The organism is Paenibacillus catalpae (assembly GCF_900112695.1).
In the GTDB taxonomy this organism is placed as follows: domain Bacteria; phylum Bacillota; class Bacilli; order Paenibacillales; family Paenibacillaceae; genus Pristimantibacillus; species Pristimantibacillus catalpae.
The window spans coordinates 280,038-295,298 of the sequence record NZ_FOMT01000003.1 but is presented as its reverse complement, the minus strand read 5'-3'; the positions used below and the strand labels follow the sequence as shown (position 1 = coordinate 295,298).

The following is a 15,261-nucleotide window of genomic DNA, read 5'->3' as shown; positions in this document are numbered from 1 at the left end:
AAGAAAACTCCATCACTCAAATTACTAAGTGATGGAGACTGCCCCTATAAAATTGCTGGACGAAGCGAAGCAAGCCCCAATACTCTGAAGAAGCAAAGTTTATGCTTACGAAGTAGCTTTCTTTCAGAAAGCATTTAGCGTTCGCCTTGGTCATCGAATTTCATCCGCTAAAGCGGCTTGAAAACAAGAAATTCGAGACCACAGCGATCGGAAGAGTATTGGCTTGCGTATTGCGCGCACCTAGTAACGAACATACTCCCCGATTCTACGAGCAGCCTCAAGCAAACGAGCTTCGTCTTCGACCAGCGCAATCCGCACGAATCCTTCGCCTTCGCTGCCAAACGCTTCGCCCGGGATCACGACTACTCCCGTTTGATCAAGCAACCCGCGGGCAAACTCGCGCGAGGTCCATGTCGTTCCGTCACTGCGCTTCGGCAGCTTCGCCCAGATGAACATTGTTGCCTTTGGCTTCTCGACTGCCCAGCCCCCTGCTGCCAACGCCGCAACGAAGGAGTCACGCCGTTGTTCATATAATACGCCGGCTTTTGGCGGCGCAGAAGCAGACATCGCTTCTTGCAGAGCTGCTACGCCCGCTTCTTGTACGGCGCCAAATACGCCGTAATCGATATTCTCCTTCAGCTCGCGCAAAGCGCCTACCGCTTCGCGGTTGCCTGCTAGGAAGCCGATCCGGCAGCCGGCCATGTTGAAGCTTTTGGACAAGGAATGGAATTCTACCGCTCCCTCCAGAGCACCCGGTACTGCCAATATGCTTGGCGGCTCGTGCCCGTCAAAGGCCATCTCCGAATAGGCCGCGTCATGTACGACAAGCACACCGTATTGCTTCGCTTTTGCTAGCAAACGCTCGAAGAAAGCAAGATCGGCAACTGCCGATACCGGATTACCCGGATAGTTGAGCAAAATAAATTTGGCGCGCCGCCACACATCAATCGGCACCGAATCCAGCTCCGGAAGGAATTGATTCTCTTCCTTCAGCGGCAGCAAATAAGGCTCGACGCCTGCCAATGCCAGTGCCGCCCTATAAATCGGATAACCGGGATTCGGCACAATCACAACATCGCCGGGATTACAAAGCGACATCGCCAGATGAGATAATCCGTCCTGCGAACCCATCAGGGAGACAAGCTCCTTGTCAGAATCCAAGTTAACTCCGAACCGGTGCTTCATCCAGGCAGCCGCCTGCCTGCGGAAGCCGGCACTGCCATGCGTTCCCGGATAGGCATATATATCGGTACGGAGCGCCGCATCGCTAAGTGCTTTTCTAACAGCCTCCGTTGGAGGCTTGTCCGGACTGCCAATGCCCAGATTGATAATATCCCGGCCTTTGCCAGCGGCTTCGGCGCGCCACTCCGCAACCTCGGCGAAAATCGAAGAGCCAAGCTGGGACAAACGGTCAGAACGCCATGGTTTGTTCATATCCTCACCCGTTCCATACTTGCTCGTATTGTTCTTCCTTATAGCCAACCGTCACCTTGTTGCCGTCAGTCACAATCGGGCGTTTGATTAACATGCCGCTGGAAGCCAGCAGCTCCAGCTGCTCCTGTTCGCTCATGCTGCCAAGCTTGTCCTTCAGGCCAAGCGCCTTGTACACTTCACCTGAAGTATTAAAGAACTTCTTAAGCTCCAGTCCGCTGTTCTTGACCAGCACTCTCAATTCATCTGGCGTTGGAGTCTCTTCTACGATATGCTTCAGTTCCAGCTCATTGCCTTTCGCCTGCAATGATTTCACGGCCTCGCGGCATGTACCGCATTTCGGATATTGATAAATAGTCAGCTTGCTCATCTTGTGTAAATCCTCCTAGTTAGCAGGTTAATCTAATAATCGCTCATGTTAATTCTTGTTCCAGAGCCCATAAATCCGGTGGCAGCGCTGCTGTCCATTCCACCCATTCCTTCGTCATCGGATGCGTCAGCCCAAGCGTCTCCGCATGCAGAGCCTGACGGCCAGCGATCGTTTCCCACTCGTCAACCCTGCCTGACTGGAGTCCGTACTTGCCGTCTCCAATAAGCGGGCAGCCAATATGCTTCATATGAACGCGAATCTGATGGGTCCGTCCGGTCTCCAGCTTTAACCGTACCCGCGAAGCTTGACCTTCATCAAATACAGCCACCGTCTTGTAATGCGTCACCGAAGGATAACCTTCAGGCGTTACGATTCTGACATGAGGGTCGTCAGGATCGCGGTCGATAGGAGCATCCACCGTACCGTCTGCAGGTATTGGCTTCCCATAGACGTATGCGCAATAGATCTTCATAATCGTTCCCGCCTGCAGCTGCTCGGACAATTGCTGATGAATATATGGATTTTTCGCTATTACGACAAGTCCCGAGGTATCCTCATCCAATCGGTGCACAGGCCGGAACCGGACACGCTCGCCCTGTGTCTGCCAATGATGCACAATTCCGTTGGCAAGCGTATTGGTGTAATGCCCCTTTGTCGGATGGACAATAATACCCGCCGGTTTGTTCACGACAAGCAAATAATCGTCCTCAAACACGATCGATAGAGGTAGCTCCTGCGGCAAAATATCTTCCGAAATCTCTTCCTCCATCCGGATCGCAACCTGATCTCCCTCGGCAACCTTAGCCGTTGTATAGGCCCTTACGCCATTAATCGTAATTCCGTATTCCGTCAGCTTGAGCCGGGACAGAAGGGAGCGCGAGACGCCAAGCTTCCTCTCCAGCACCGTTCTGACGTCTTTTCCTGCCATATCAGCGCCAACCTCAACGGTCAGCGCTTTATAATAGCCTGCAACATCCGCTGCCGTCATTTGGACTTCTTGCGGAATACTTCCGCGCTCCGAACATAATCGGTGTCAGGCACGTCAAGCTTTGCATTAGCCGCTCTTGCCGCAGCGAAGAAGAAGTCTGACAGACGGTTCAAATATTTCTGCACTTCCGGATTAGCGGGATGCTCGGCGGCCAGCGTTACAACGCGGCGCTCCGCGCGGCGGCATACGGTCCGGCACACATGCAGCAACGCGGAGACCGAGCTTCCTCCCGGCAAAATAAATCTCGTTATTTCCGGCGCTTCCTCGGTATATTGGTCAATCATCGCTTCAAGTCTGGCTGCCGCCTCTTCCGTCACCTTCAAAGGCGCTCCTGGACTTGCATACGCCAAATCCGACCCGCAGTCGAACAGCTCCTGCATAATGTCTACGAGCAGCTCCGCCAAATCCTTAAGCTCCTCATGCCTTGCAGCCTCCGCCGCTGCCTGCCCGACAAAAGCATTTAGCTCGTCGATCGTGCCGTAAGCTTCCACGCGGATATCGTCTTTGCGTACGCGCCCTCCAATAAGAGAGGTCTGGCCTTTATCTCCCGTACGTGTATATATTTTCACAACTGATCCGCCCTTTCCTGTTAAGCTAATTCCTTACACTATACCATAAATAAACTTGCCTTCGAAGATTCCGCTGCTCACAAAAAAACAGGCAAGGACGTGCCCTGCCTGCTTCAAACATATACGTATTAGCCCTGATTCAGCTTACGGACAAATTGTCCGATCCGGTCAAGCGCTTCGGTAAGCTGGGCAACAGAAGTTGCATAGGAGCAGCGGAGATGTCCTTCGCCGCCAAGGCCAAATACATCACCCGGTACAGCAGCAACGTTCCCTTCCTCCAGCAGCCGCTGTGCGAATTGCTCGGAAGTAAGTCCGGTTGAGACAATAGACGGGAACGCGTAGAACGCACCTTCCGGTTCATGGCATTCAAGACCAATCTCGCGGAATCCCTTCACAACAAGCCGTCTGCGCTGGTTGTAAGACTCCATCATCCGATCCTTCTCTTCCAGGCCATGAGGGGTTAATGCCTCAAGCGCAGCGTATTGTGCCATAATTGGCGCACACATAACGGTATATTGATGAATCTTCAGCATAGCGCCAATCAGATCCTGATGACCGCATGCATAACCCATGCGCCAGCCGGTCATTGCAAAAGCTTTGGAGAAGCCGCTCACCAGAAGCGTCCGGTCCTTCATGCCCGGAATTGCAGCAAAGCTTACATGCTTCGCGCCATAAGTAAGCTCCGCGTAGATTTCGTCAGAAATAACGATAAGATCGTTCTCTTCAACGACCTTCGCAATCGGCAGCCAGTCCTCATAAGTCATAATGCCGCCGGTTGGATTGCTTGGATAACATAAAATAAGAACTTTGGATTTAGGTGTAATCGCCGCGCGCAGCGATTCCGCCTTCAGCTTGAAATTATCTTTCGCAAACGTTTCAATGCCAACGGCTTTGCCGCCGCTCAGCGTCGTAATTGGCGAATAGGAAATATAGCATGGCTCAGGAATGAGAATCTCGTCGCCAGGGCTGATCAGCGCCCGCAGCGCAAGATCAATCGCTTCACTGCCGCCAACAGTAACCAAGACTTCATTGGCAGGATTATAAGAAACAGCAAACGAATCGTTCAAATATTGTCCAATGGCTTCACGCAGCTCCGGCATGCCCGCATTGGAGGTATATTGCGTCTTTCCTTTCTCCAGTGCATAAACAGCCGCATCACGCACATGCCAAGGCGTTACGAAATCCGGCTCTCCGACACCAAGTGTAATTACATCCTTCCGGGTACTGACCAAATCAAAAAAGCGCCGGATGCCTGACGGTTTAATGCTCCGTGCAAGCGGCGACAGATACTCAGCCATCGATTGGCGATGATTGGATGTTACCTCGTCTTTAATCATAGCCTTCATCCTTTACGGCGAAATCATCAGTCGATGGTCACCTTCATGCTCCTCGAAGATAATTCCGTCCTGTTTGTATTTTTTCAAAATAAAGTTCGTTTTTGTCGACAGTACTTTGTCGATCGGCGATAATTTATTGGAAACAAAAGAGGCGACCTCTTTCAAGTTTTTACCCTCAATCTCGACAAGCAGGTCATATGCTCCGGACATCAGATAGACCGACTTCACTTCCGGGTATAAGTAAATGCGCTCGGCAATGCCTTCAAAGCCACGCCCGCGCTCAGGTGTAATTTGAACCTCGATCAATGCCGTAACCTTCTCGTCATCAACCTTGCTCCAGTTCACAACCGTTGCATATTTAACGATGATATGTTCCTCTTCCATGTAAGCAATCGCCTGCTTTACGCTCTCGACCGGCTCATTCAGCATGGCGGCGATCAGATCGGCGTCACGGCGCGCGTCTTCCTTGAGCAGCTCCAGCACTTTCAGCTGTAGTTCGTTCATCGTCAAACTCCTTCCAAAACTGCGGTTATTAAAATATTTTACAACGAATTAAAGGTTCCTGCAAAGAAAAAAAACGAAAGACCCCGAAGGGTCTTTACATGTAATAAGGCTGATGCGACTGGTGCTGCTGCTGTTGCTGGAACTGTCCGTATTGCGGGAAAGACGGCTGATTGCCGCCCAGACGCTGCTGCAAATACTGCTGCGTTTTTTGCTGGGTTTGCTGATATTCCTTCGTTTGCTTGTCAATTTCCTGGCGCAAAGCCGAAGATGCGGTGCTGTACATATTTTGCGACTGCATAGCCTGGAACAGGTTACCTTGCAGCTTTAGCGTGCTGTTCAGCAGATGCGTGAACATCTGGCGTACTTCGGGACAAGTCGACTCCGTTGCCGCTGTCGCATATTCACGGACAACTCGCTTCAAATCAGAAAGAACCGTGTAAGCCAAATCTTCATCCGGCAAATGGTGCTGTTGATACATTTGTTTGTCCTCCTTTAATTTTTCATTGAAAACTACTTCGCAAGACCCAATTCCAATTTATTGAGGCTGTGTAGGCGCCAGATGCTGGTGCTGCTGCAGCGCCTGCAGCAAAGTTTGATAATGCTGCTGATGGGTTTGCAATTCAGCCATACCAGCCTGTCTTAAAGCCGGGTTGGTTGCAAGGGAAGCAAGCAGTGCATTTTGTTTAATCAGCAAGTCTTCATTGGACATCGAGTCCGCGATATATTCCAGTTCCTTCGCGGTTAGAGCTTGAAGCATATAGTTTGTCTCCTTCATGCCAAATTTATGGAAGCATACGTATTATGGGCAGAAATTCCATGGATTATGTATGCTAATGGAGTTCCGATTTCGACCGAAGCTCTGATTCCTTCGTAATCCGGTATTTCACTTCGATAGTCAAATCTTTCGGTGTAGGCTTCCATTCCTCTTGAACCAGATGCCTCCATGCTTTATTGTGATACCGGTAAAGCTCATGCTCCAAATCATAAAGATCAGCATTCATGGCTAATCCCTTCAAAAAGGTATCCTCCATCTGCGCTTTTACTACCCGCTCCACATTAGAAACAAGCTCCTGATCCGTAAATTCGCTGGATGCCTCAATCAAATGTCCAGTCAGATTTGTCTTTAGCACAAATTTGGGCTTATTGTTTTCCCAGTTAACCTTAACATTGGATTTGGCCGTATCAATAACAACGGATGCTCTTCTATCATCAACCCGAATCGGAACGAGCGAACGCCTGAATCCTTCGCTTGTCCAGACCAGACCCTTGGATTTCTCTCGTGATACAAAGCCGACTGATTTTTTTTCGTTAAATAGAAACGTTCCGTCAATGGTTAAAAATCTCAGCCTCTTTTTGTTGTTCTCCCAATCTTCCGGTAAAAGGGATAGCGACGGCAGCTTTACCACCATTGCAGGCTCAAGCGCTCCGCGCACTAACGTCTGAAGCGTCATCGGCTTAACATAACTGTTCTGATTATTCTCGATATGCGGTGCGTAGAGCGGAGTCGTTAACGGTGTTTTGTTAAATAACATATCCATCGTAAACAAATCATTAATGTCCGTTTTGGTCCCAAATACAAGCGAATTGAATCTTGTAGAACTCAAGCGGTTAAGGCTGTCGATAATCTGCTCTATTTCGCTGAAAGCACGCTCGTGGATCACGACCGACTTCAAATGATTGAGCGACAGCTTGTATTGCGAAGAATCCATCAGGTTGAATATGGCGGCCAGATTGGTATCCCCTTCATGTTTCCCTATCCATATCGGGCTGCCTGGGGGCGGCGCGCCCTCCTGCTTGGCAATAACGCCAAATGAAATCATCTGGGCATACACGATAAAGTGATCGTCTACATAATCAACACCGATAGCAGAAATATAACTGACATCCTGAAGATTAACCTCGTCCCAGCAGCCTCCGGTTATCAGCATCGCACACAATGCCAAGCTGACTTTAAGAGTCTTCATAACCTTTCGCATGCTTGCATGAACCGTCATGGTTTCTCACCTTTGGCTCTGGACTTCCAAGACTTTTGCAGTAATCCCGTAATGAGCTCCCTCCATTTGATTGGGGCAAGCGGCTGCATATAATTCTGATTAAACGTTTCGAGCGAACACATATAGATCAGGATCATAAACACGCCAACGAAGAAGCCGAATATCCCAAAGATCGAAGAGAGGATTAACACGAAAAAACGTAAAATGCTCACTGTACCACTTAACGTCTGGTTCACAAGCGTAAAGGTTGAGACGGCCGCAATAGCCGCTGCCACGAGCATGGTCGGAGAGGTTATGCCTGCCCGGATGGCGGCATCCCCGATTATAAGACCGCCTACAACGGACACCGTCTGGCCAACTGGCCTCGGCAGCCTGACACCCGCCTCCCGGAATAACTCGAACATCCCCATCATAAGGAACATTTCCATCGTTGCGGATATCGGAAGTCCGATCCGGGAATTGGTTACCGTAGCCAGCAGAGTGAACGGAATTTGATCCGTATTATAAGCGGACAACGCTATCCAAAAGCCCGGCAGACAAATAGCAAGAACAAAACCGATAATGCGGAGTATCCTTTCAAGCGACACGTAATAATAGGGCAGGTGAGCATCCTCGGGCGATTTGATGAGCAGCGTCAGATTGCCCGGAAGAATAATAACGGATGGATTACCATCTACCAGCAGACATACCCTGCCTTGCATAAGCGATTGAACGACATAGTCAGGACGACCAATATAATCAACCAGCGGAAACAGGCTGTTCGGCCTGTCCGATACCAGTTCTTCCAGCTCGGAAGAGCTGTACAGCGCTTCAATATGAATGGCGTGAAGCCTCTTCCTGGCTTCTTTGACCAGAGAAGCTTCCGCTTTGCTTTTCATGAACATCATGGAGACCTCTGTCTGCGATTCGTTCCCGATTTTAAAATATTCCACATAAAGATCCGGTGTCCTTAGCCTCCTGCGAATCAGCGCAATATTCGTGGCTATTCCTTCAACAAACCCGTCCCGCGGCCCTTTAACGGACAGCTCCATTGTTGATTCTTCCGGCTGGCGGCCCGGTATGCCGGCGATATCAAAGGAATAGACGGATCGCGTAGCTTCATCGACGGCCATGACACTCCCCGAATAAAGGCTAGAGAAGAAATGCGCAATCTCCCTTTCATTGTCGAGCGACAAGCGTGCGCCAAACGAAAAGCCTTCTTTTTGCGATTGGTTATTTTCCATTGTGACCCGAGCATTTAAGTCGCCATCATGTTTGGGCTGACCAGTAATTCTATTTAAATTTGCAGCAAGCTTGTCCAGCTGTGGCAATAAAGCGATAAATACCGTCTGCATATCTACCATGCCGCTGCACATGAGAATGCGGAATACCCGCTTTGGATCCTCGCCGACCTCAATCGTTTGGTTGACGACATCGCCGGAACCCGCCAGCTCATCATAAATCATGTCCAGACGGTCACATTTGCGATCTTGCTCATTCGACTCGCGACTCATAGCTGTAACCCCCTTAAGCTTTCGGCTCTGCTGTTTTCCTCACATTTCGGAACGAAAGCACCCACAGCAGCAGCAAAAGGATGCCGAATACGATCCAGGCAACCGAGAAATAAGCGTGCATCAGAATCATATACCACTTCATTTTCATAAGAACGGTAAAGCTTGCAACCATCAACAAGAGAACGGTTATCAGCATGCTGATCCACTTATGCTTCAGCTTCTTGAACGGACCATAAATCTGAATCAGATAGAGCGGCAGCGAGATTCGGATTAAGGCACCAGAGAGCCATTGAAAGACCGCAAAGAAATCAACATGCTCGAAATATTTGCCGATCTTCACGAGCCGCCACTGGGAATAAGCCGGGTAACGCATGAGACTGGCTTCGTTTGGTCCAAACAAAGTGATGGCTCCGATCGTAGGACCAATCGTAAGCGTCATAAGCATGATCGTCAGAAGAACAAGATGCCATTTCTTAAAGCTCTTCGTCATCTCATGTTGGATGAGCAGCAGGAAGGACAGCTCCATAAAGGCGCTTAGTGAATGTACAGCTCCCTTGAATATCGGGGAGAACCCCATCTCGAGCATCGGAAGCAAATACCGGTAGTCCTTGACGGGCATATTAGCCGACATCACAAAATCCCCTAGTCCAACAACAATGGGAAGTAAGATACACGAAACATAAGCAATCGTGCGCAGTCCGTTCATAGCTGCAAACATGCTTATAAAGCAAAAGATAAACAAGACTACAATTTGCGGGGTCTCCGGCAAATAAGTGTTCGACGTCCAGGCGACAACATCCACTAATGTACCAAAGGCAACAAACAGCAAGGCGAGATTAATAATTGCAATAATCAGCCATACAAAAAAGGCCGGAATACGCTGCTTGAGCCACTCGTCAAAACGCACCCTGTTCATCTTGAACATGACCCGCTGCAGAGGAAAAGCTGCAATCGGAAGGGCAATAATAAGCGCGACCGGAATGCATAACCAGGCGTCCCTCTTAGCTTCGGCCAGCAGCATCGGAACAACAATGACATGATTAGCAAGGCCAACACTAAGCAGAGTCATCATAACAATTGGCCATAAACCGATAGGTTTGGAAGCAAGCTGCACAGACATTCACCTTCTTTCGTTCCCAGCATTCCCCCAAGGCAGGAAAGTAATGCATTTCTGTTCACGCACAAATAAGCCCTTTGATCGGCTGGTCACGATCAAAGGGCTTTGTTTGTTTAAGGCAAATGAATGGTTTTCACATGATCGTAATGGATAAACACCGACGATCCGCTCGCATCCGCAATTTCAAGCAAGTTAAGATCGATATTTTTGAGCACGCCTGTCTTTCTCGGGTTCTCCCCGAGATCAATAACAACAAACTGTCCCATATGTTTGCGAATCTGCTGGTCGAACGTACGGGCAAGGGTTAACGGTGTAGGTTTTAACGGGAATTGTTCAGCGGACAAAGAATATGGGGTTACATTAGCATTATACGGAACCAGGTACTTGAGATGACGCATTGAAATCATGACGGAATGGTAGATAGGAGAATAGAAGACAAAGAAATCATTCATAACAGCCGTAACATATCCATGGATAGATTGATTACCCGTAATATAGATTTCAGAGAACATTCCTTTGGAATTTAATAGAATTTTGCGAAAAGAGATGGAATCATTATAAGGCTCAAAAGGGAGCTCCGGTGTACTGCTGTAGTTCTGTTCATCATCGTAAATAACTCTCATCTGCTGCATGTGAATAAGCGGAATATAGAAAAACTGAACGCCATTATACAGCACTAATATATCCGGTCCAAAATCAATGATTTTCCCTCTTATACCCGCCTTCCCGGAAATTACGAGTTCAACCTGTGTATCTAAGAGAGGATGACGGTTCTTCAACTGCTCGACCTCCTTTTTAAAAGCGTATCCGAAGTTGATGCCAGGCACAGAGAATCATGCCCGGCATCTATCGGTTAGCCTTTTTTCGAGCGGTTGCTGCCACCGGATTTTCTCGATTTATTGCCTGTCGATTGTCCTTGCGCTTGAGCACCTGTTTTATTCTTGTTGCCGCCGGATTGACCTTGCGTTTGCGAACCTGATTTGTTGTTTTTATTGCCGCCAGATTTGTTATTTTTGTTGCCGCCGGATTGGTTGCTGTTTTTGTTGCCTCCGGATTTGTTACCGCCCGATTTGCCGCCCAGTTTTTTGATCGTTTTGATATGATCAACAAGGAGATATACAACTTGATTATTGGCTACAACCAGTGCTGTATTGCCTTGTACTTCCGCGAGGAAGCCTTCAATCTTCTCCGGTCCGCCCCAGTTGATTTGCACGAATTCCTTCGTTAATGCTCGAATGACACCTCTGAAGTTAGTGGCATTGATATAGTCATTGTTTACGCCGCCGCTTTTTGGATTAGCAAATCCCGTTACGCTTTTGACATGGTCGAGGTCAACATAGACAACACCTTCTCTTGTCGACAGCACCAGGTAGTCGCTTTTTACTGCAAGTAGTTTACCTTCCAGAGATTCCGGCCCGCCACGGTTGATTCTGACAAATTCGCCTACCAGGTTTTTAAGTTCGCTATTGCCGCTGACTGTGTTTCCTGTGTTTCCTGTGTTTCCAGTGCTGCCATTGCTTCTGTGGCTTCTGTGGCTTTTGTGGCTTTTGTGGCTGTTGTGGCTGTTGTTTCCTTGCTGCCAATTGCATTCGTACATGTAATAAATCCCTCCGATGATTCTTGCTTAATAGATTTACAACCGTGCCATCCAATTGACCTTCTACCACTAATAGGCTGATCTTGCTGGTGTTTCACTCTCTAGTCATCTACCATTGGTGACGGTTTGTAATATATCTATATGTATCCCGTATAGGAGAGGTACTAGATTAGTAACCATTTATGCGTTCAAAAGGTCAAAAAAAACAAAATAATGACATTTAGGGTGTCATTCGCCCCCTTTTCCGAATACGGTAAATAAGCACAGGAGCCTATCGGCCACGATAGGCTTTGATTTCGGTCTAAGGGGTGATGCCGTGGAACAGCTCCCAATTCGCAAAATTGACATTGACGAGGATGATCTGAGAGACCTCAAAAATAATCCTTGGAGTAAATCGTTTAAACCGATCCGTATTGAAATAGATGGTAAAGACTATTCAGCGACATGCGGTATTCGGGGCGGCCATACGCGTAATTACAATAAGAAGTCTTTCGAGATAAGACTGGACTGGGGCAAAACACTCCACTGGAACGCTGAGTTTGATGATCCTTCCATGATCCGCAACGCCTTGTCCTTTCAGTTCTTTAACTCAATTGGCGTACCGTCTCCAGAGACCAAGCATATTTCCGTTGAGATCAACGGCTATCCGCAAGGGGTTTACTTAGAGATTGAAGCGGTAGACCAGCGGTTCTTCAAAAAGCGCGGAATAGGCTTTACCTCCCTCATTTATGCCGTTAATGACAGTGCGGACTTTAGCCTGATTGATCAGAATACAAAAAGTAAGAAGGGCTCCTTATTCGACGGTTATGAAATCGTGAAGGGACAATCTAACACCAAATACCGTCTCGTTCGGTTCATCCGCAATATTAATTCCCTTTCAAGTAAACAACTGAGCGTTTATACCGCCAAGAGATTGGATATTAACCAGTATTTATTGTGGCTCGCCGGAGCGGTACTGACCGGCAATTATGACGGTTTCGACCAGAACTATGCGATTTATGAGCATAAGAATACCCGCAAATACAGGATTATCCCTTGGGATTACGAGGGGACCTGGGGGAGAAATTGTTACGGGAAGCCGTGCGGCAGCAACCTCGTACGCTTGCAAGGGTATAATGATCTGACCGCCAAGCTGTTTACCTTCTCATCCTGCCGCAAGAAATACCGCGTCATTCTGCAGAATCTATTAAAAACAGCCTTTACCGTTGAACGCATTGATCCTATCATTAACCGGATGTATAAGGAGATTACGCCCGCGATCCGTGATGATTTCACGCGTAAGAGCAGCTTTGAAACGTATCTCGATGAACCATCCTTTATCCTCGATTATGTAAGAGAACGCCGGGGACTCATAAAAGAAGCCCTTAAAGCTTGGAAATAAGCTTTAAGGGCTTTCTCTTCTTAAAATAGATTCATGCTCAAATAGCGTTCACCCGTATCCGGAGCAATACACAAAACGCGTTTGCCCGGTCCAAGCTTCCGGGCAACCTGCATCGCTGCCCATACCGAGGCACCGGAGGAAGGTCCAAGCAATAGTCCTTCCTCACGCGCGAGGCCTCTCATTGTCCGAATGGCATCTTCATCGGCCACCTGAATGATTTCATCATATACTTGTGTATTCAGGATTGCAGGTACAAAACCGGGGCTTGTACCGACCAGCTTATGGGGTCCAGGCTGTCCTCCGGACAAAACGGGTGAACCCGCAGGTTCTACAACGGCGATATGTATATGAGGCAAAGCGGCCTTTAACGTTTCTCCGGTACCCGTTATGGTGCCCCCCGTTCCGGCTGTAGCAATAAAGGCATCAAGCTTGCCTTCGGTTTGCCGGAGAATCTCAACGGCTGTTGTCGTGCGGTGAATATCCGGGTTAGCATGGTTCTCGAATTGATTCGGAATAAAGCTGCCCGGAATTTGCGCCTGCAGCTCCAGAGCTTTGCGAATGGCTCCGGGCATTCTTTCTGCAGCTGGTGTCAGGACAACGTCTGCCCCGTAAGCCTGAAGCAGCTTAATCCGTTCTGCCGACATATTGTCGGGCATGATCAGAATGAGCTTATACCCTTTGGCAGCTGCGTTCATCGCAAGGCCAATGCCGGTGTTTCCGCTGGTCGGCTCGATAATGGTGCTTCCGGGACGGATCAGACCGCCTTGTTCGGCGGCCTGTATAAGGGCTGCAGCGGCGCGGTCTTTCACGCTGCCGCTTGGGTTGAACCGCTCAAGCTTTACGCAGACATCAGCGCTTCCCGCTTCTACCAGGCGGTTAAGCTTGATGACTGGCGTATCGCCGATGAGGTCGGTGATGGTAGATACAATTCGTGGCATAAATTCTCCTTTTCGTGTAGATTTCAGTCATCCCATCGAGCTATGCTTCGCATGTCAGCTTCTGCGGTTGAAATTCAGGGACAAGGCGAGCGCTACGCTTCTCATTCATAGACACGCTACGCACTTTCGGACGACTGAAAACTTTAAAAGCACTTAACGAAATTTATTGTTGGCAGAAAGGAAGGGCCGGATAAAGAACCATCCGGCTATCGGAACAATGCCAACACAGAACATTAAAGTGACGATAGCCGCCGGTGTCTGCGTCATCGAAATGACAACAAGATAGGCGGCAAGGCCGATGACACGGCCTACAATGAGACCGGCTTCGCGGAGAACGATCAGCTCCTCGCGGTTTTTGGCGCTCTGCTCGGAATGACCGATCAGATCAAATACCCGCGATGTCATCGGGATAATGTATAGCGGGATAAACAGCGAAGTACCGATACCAAATATAAGTAACGTGCTGTATTTGACGTGATAGAACAGCGGAAGAATGACAAGTCCGATCATAATAGTGCCCGCCAGCATTGAGATCCTCCGGTTACTGGGTTTGAGCCGTTTTCCAACAAACCAGAAGCTGATTAAGGCAACCAGAGAAGTGATGAGGGAGAAGTTGCCCAGCTTGCCTTCATTTTTGGTTGCAATATAAATCACCAGTCCGATAAGGAACATAAATACGCCTTCGCGCACGCCTTGCGCCACCGTTGCTGCGAACATCCGCCGCCAGGGATTGCCGTTTTCCTTAAGCTGTTCGAAACCCAGGAACCACTTATATTTTTCACCCTGTACGCCCCGGTTCGTCAGCCAGAAGCTGCCAACGACAGACAGGCCAAAGATAACAAGCGATATGGTAAAAATCAGCTTGTATCCGCGCTCGCCCTGAAGGGTGGTGATCAGGAAACCCGATACCCAAGGGGCGATAATCCCCGATAACGCACCAAGAATACCCGCGATTCCGTTGAACCGGTCTCGGTTATCCGGTTCGGTGATTTCAAAGTAAACGACGTTGTAAGCCATCCAATAAAAGCCGAGCGCCATCCCACTTAACATGCCAAGAGGTATGCCGTAGGTTTTGGCCTGAGGGCCAAGCAACAATACCGTAAAATAAAACGCCCCCGACAGCACGATGCCAAGACGGAGGCTGTACATTTTATGATGTTCCTTCACCCATTTGCCTGCCAGCCAAAAGGTGATCCCGCTTGTGACGTATTGTCCAAGCGTGAACAAGCCGATCAGCATAAAGGACTGGCTTGCCTTCCAGAGATAGACCGGGATAAACGTTCCGGACAGCGCGCTTGCCACACCAAACAATCCTTGTACGGCAAGCAGCAGGATGGCTTGTGATCCCAGCCCTCCGCCTTGGCGTGAACCTGTGACGCTCCGGCCAACCGACCTGCTTGGCATGCGTCCGCCGGTCTTAACGCCATATTGACTCTGCTTCAATCCGATTCCTCCTAAAAAGAATTACCACACTATTAGCTTCGTCAAGGCTGTTTGTGTAATTCTTGCTTCGTAAGGATCAGCTAACAATGGTGATCCGCT

General features: G+C 48.9%; 16 protein-coding genes. 1 reads left to right on the top strand and 15 read right to left on the bottom strand.

Going from position 1 to position 15,261, the window contains the following annotated elements; genetic code table 11:
- Nucleotides 1–240 precede the first annotated feature (240 nt).
- The 13 genes from BM200_RS15055 to BM200_RS14995 form a co-directional block, all read right to left on the bottom strand.
- On the bottom strand, nt 241–1,434 hold the full coding sequence (locus BM200_RS15055) for an aminotransferase class I/II-fold pyridoxal phosphate-dependent enzyme (protein WP_091186934.1): 1,194 nt from the start codon (nt 1,432–1,434) through the stop codon (nt 241–243).
- Nucleotides 1,435–1,438: 4 nt separating this feature from the next.
- Entirely contained in the window at nt 1,439–1,801 is a 363-nt protein-coding gene (locus BM200_RS15050) for an arsenate reductase family protein (RefSeq protein WP_091186931.1), read from the bottom strand.
- 43 nt (nt 1,802–1,844) lie between these two features.
- Nucleotides 1,845–2,789 (bottom strand): RluA family pseudouridine synthase, encoded by a 945-nt coding sequence (locus BM200_RS15045; protein ID WP_245773031.1) that lies wholly within the window; start codon nt 2,787–2,789, stop codon nt 1,845–1,847.
- Nucleotides 2,786–3,358 carry a cob(I)yrinic acid a,c-diamide adenosyltransferase gene (locus tag BM200_RS15040; protein ID WP_091186929.1) on the bottom strand — a complete coding sequence of 191 codons (573 nt, stop codon included), beginning with the start codon at nt 3,356–3,358 and terminating at the stop codon, nt 2,786–2,788. The genes BM200_RS15045 and BM200_RS15040 overlap by 4 nt, the downstream gene beginning before the upstream one ends.
- A 128-nt stretch (nt 3,359–3,486) precedes the next feature.
- Nucleotides 3,487–4,695: an aminotransferase class I/II-fold pyridoxal phosphate-dependent enzyme gene (locus BM200_RS15035; RefSeq protein WP_091186926.1), complete on the bottom strand. Its 1,209-nt coding sequence runs from the start codon at nt 4,693–4,695 to the stop codon at nt 3,487–3,489.
- A gap of 12 nt (nt 4,696–4,707) precedes the next feature.
- Complete coding sequence (locus BM200_RS15030) at nt 4,708–5,199, bottom strand: Lrp/AsnC family transcriptional regulator (protein ID WP_015843024.1); 492 nt, start codon at nt 5,197–5,199, stop codon at nt 4,708–4,710.
- Between the two features lie 94 nt (nt 5,200–5,293).
- Nucleotides 5,294–5,677 (bottom strand): spore coat protein, encoded by a 384-nt coding sequence (locus BM200_RS15025; RefSeq protein ID WP_091186924.1) that lies wholly within the window; start codon nt 5,675–5,677, stop codon nt 5,294–5,296.
- A gap of 57 nt (nt 5,678–5,734) precedes the next feature.
- The gene (locus BM200_RS15020) at nt 5,735–5,956 is read right to left on the bottom strand and encodes a hypothetical protein (RefSeq protein WP_091186922.1); all 222 of its coding nucleotides are present in this window, start codon (nt 5,954–5,956) and stop codon (nt 5,735–5,737) included.
- 73 nt (nt 5,957–6,029) lie between these two features.
- Nucleotides 6,030–7,193, bottom strand: coding sequence for a Ger(x)C family spore germination protein (locus tag BM200_RS15015; RefSeq protein ID WP_091186921.1), 1,164 nt, complete (start codon nt 7,191–7,193; stop codon nt 6,030–6,032).
- Nucleotides 7,190–8,686, bottom strand: a complete 1,497-nt coding sequence (locus BM200_RS15010) for a spore germination protein (RefSeq protein WP_091186918.1) — start codon at nt 8,684–8,686, stop codon at nt 7,190–7,192. Before BM200_RS15010 ends, BM200_RS15015 begins: the two co-directional genes overlap by 4 nt.
- Nucleotides 8,687–8,699: 13 nt before the next feature.
- Complete coding sequence (locus BM200_RS15005; protein WP_175532878.1) at nt 8,700–9,800, bottom strand: endospore germination permease; 1,101 nt, start codon at nt 9,798–9,800, stop codon at nt 8,700–8,702.
- 116 nt (nt 9,801–9,916) lie between these two features.
- Nucleotides 9,917–10,582, bottom strand: a complete 666-nt coding sequence (locus BM200_RS15000; protein ID WP_091186913.1) for a DUF2642 domain-containing protein — start codon at nt 10,580–10,582, stop codon at nt 9,917–9,919.
- 74 nt (nt 10,583–10,656) lie between these two features.
- Nucleotides 10,657–11,400 (bottom strand): hypothetical protein, encoded by a 744-nt coding sequence (locus tag BM200_RS14995; protein ID WP_091186911.1) that lies wholly within the window; start codon nt 11,398–11,400, stop codon nt 10,657–10,659.
- A 316-nt stretch (nt 11,401–11,716) separates the two neighbouring features.
- On the opposite strand from BM200_RS14995, the gene BM200_RS14990 reads away from it, so the two are divergent.
- Nucleotides 11,717–12,781 (top strand): CotH kinase family protein, encoded by a 1,065-nt coding sequence (locus BM200_RS14990; protein WP_091186909.1) that lies wholly within the window; start codon nt 11,717–11,719, stop codon nt 12,779–12,781.
- Between the two features lie 20 nt (nt 12,782–12,801).
- Here the strand turns inward: BM200_RS14990 and cysK are convergent, their stop codons facing one another.
- Both cysK and BM200_RS14980 read right to left on the bottom strand, forming a co-directional pair.
- Nucleotides 12,802–13,719: a cysteine synthase A gene (gene cysK, locus BM200_RS14985; protein WP_091186905.1), complete on the bottom strand. Its 918-nt coding sequence runs from the start codon at nt 13,717–13,719 to the stop codon at nt 12,802–12,804.
- Nucleotides 13,720–13,872: 153 nt separating this feature from the next.
- A complete protein-coding gene (locus BM200_RS14980; protein ID WP_091186903.1) occupies nt 13,873–15,162 on the bottom strand; it encodes an MFS transporter in 1,290 nt (429 codons plus the stop codon).
- Nucleotides 15,163–15,261 lie beyond the last annotated feature (99 nt).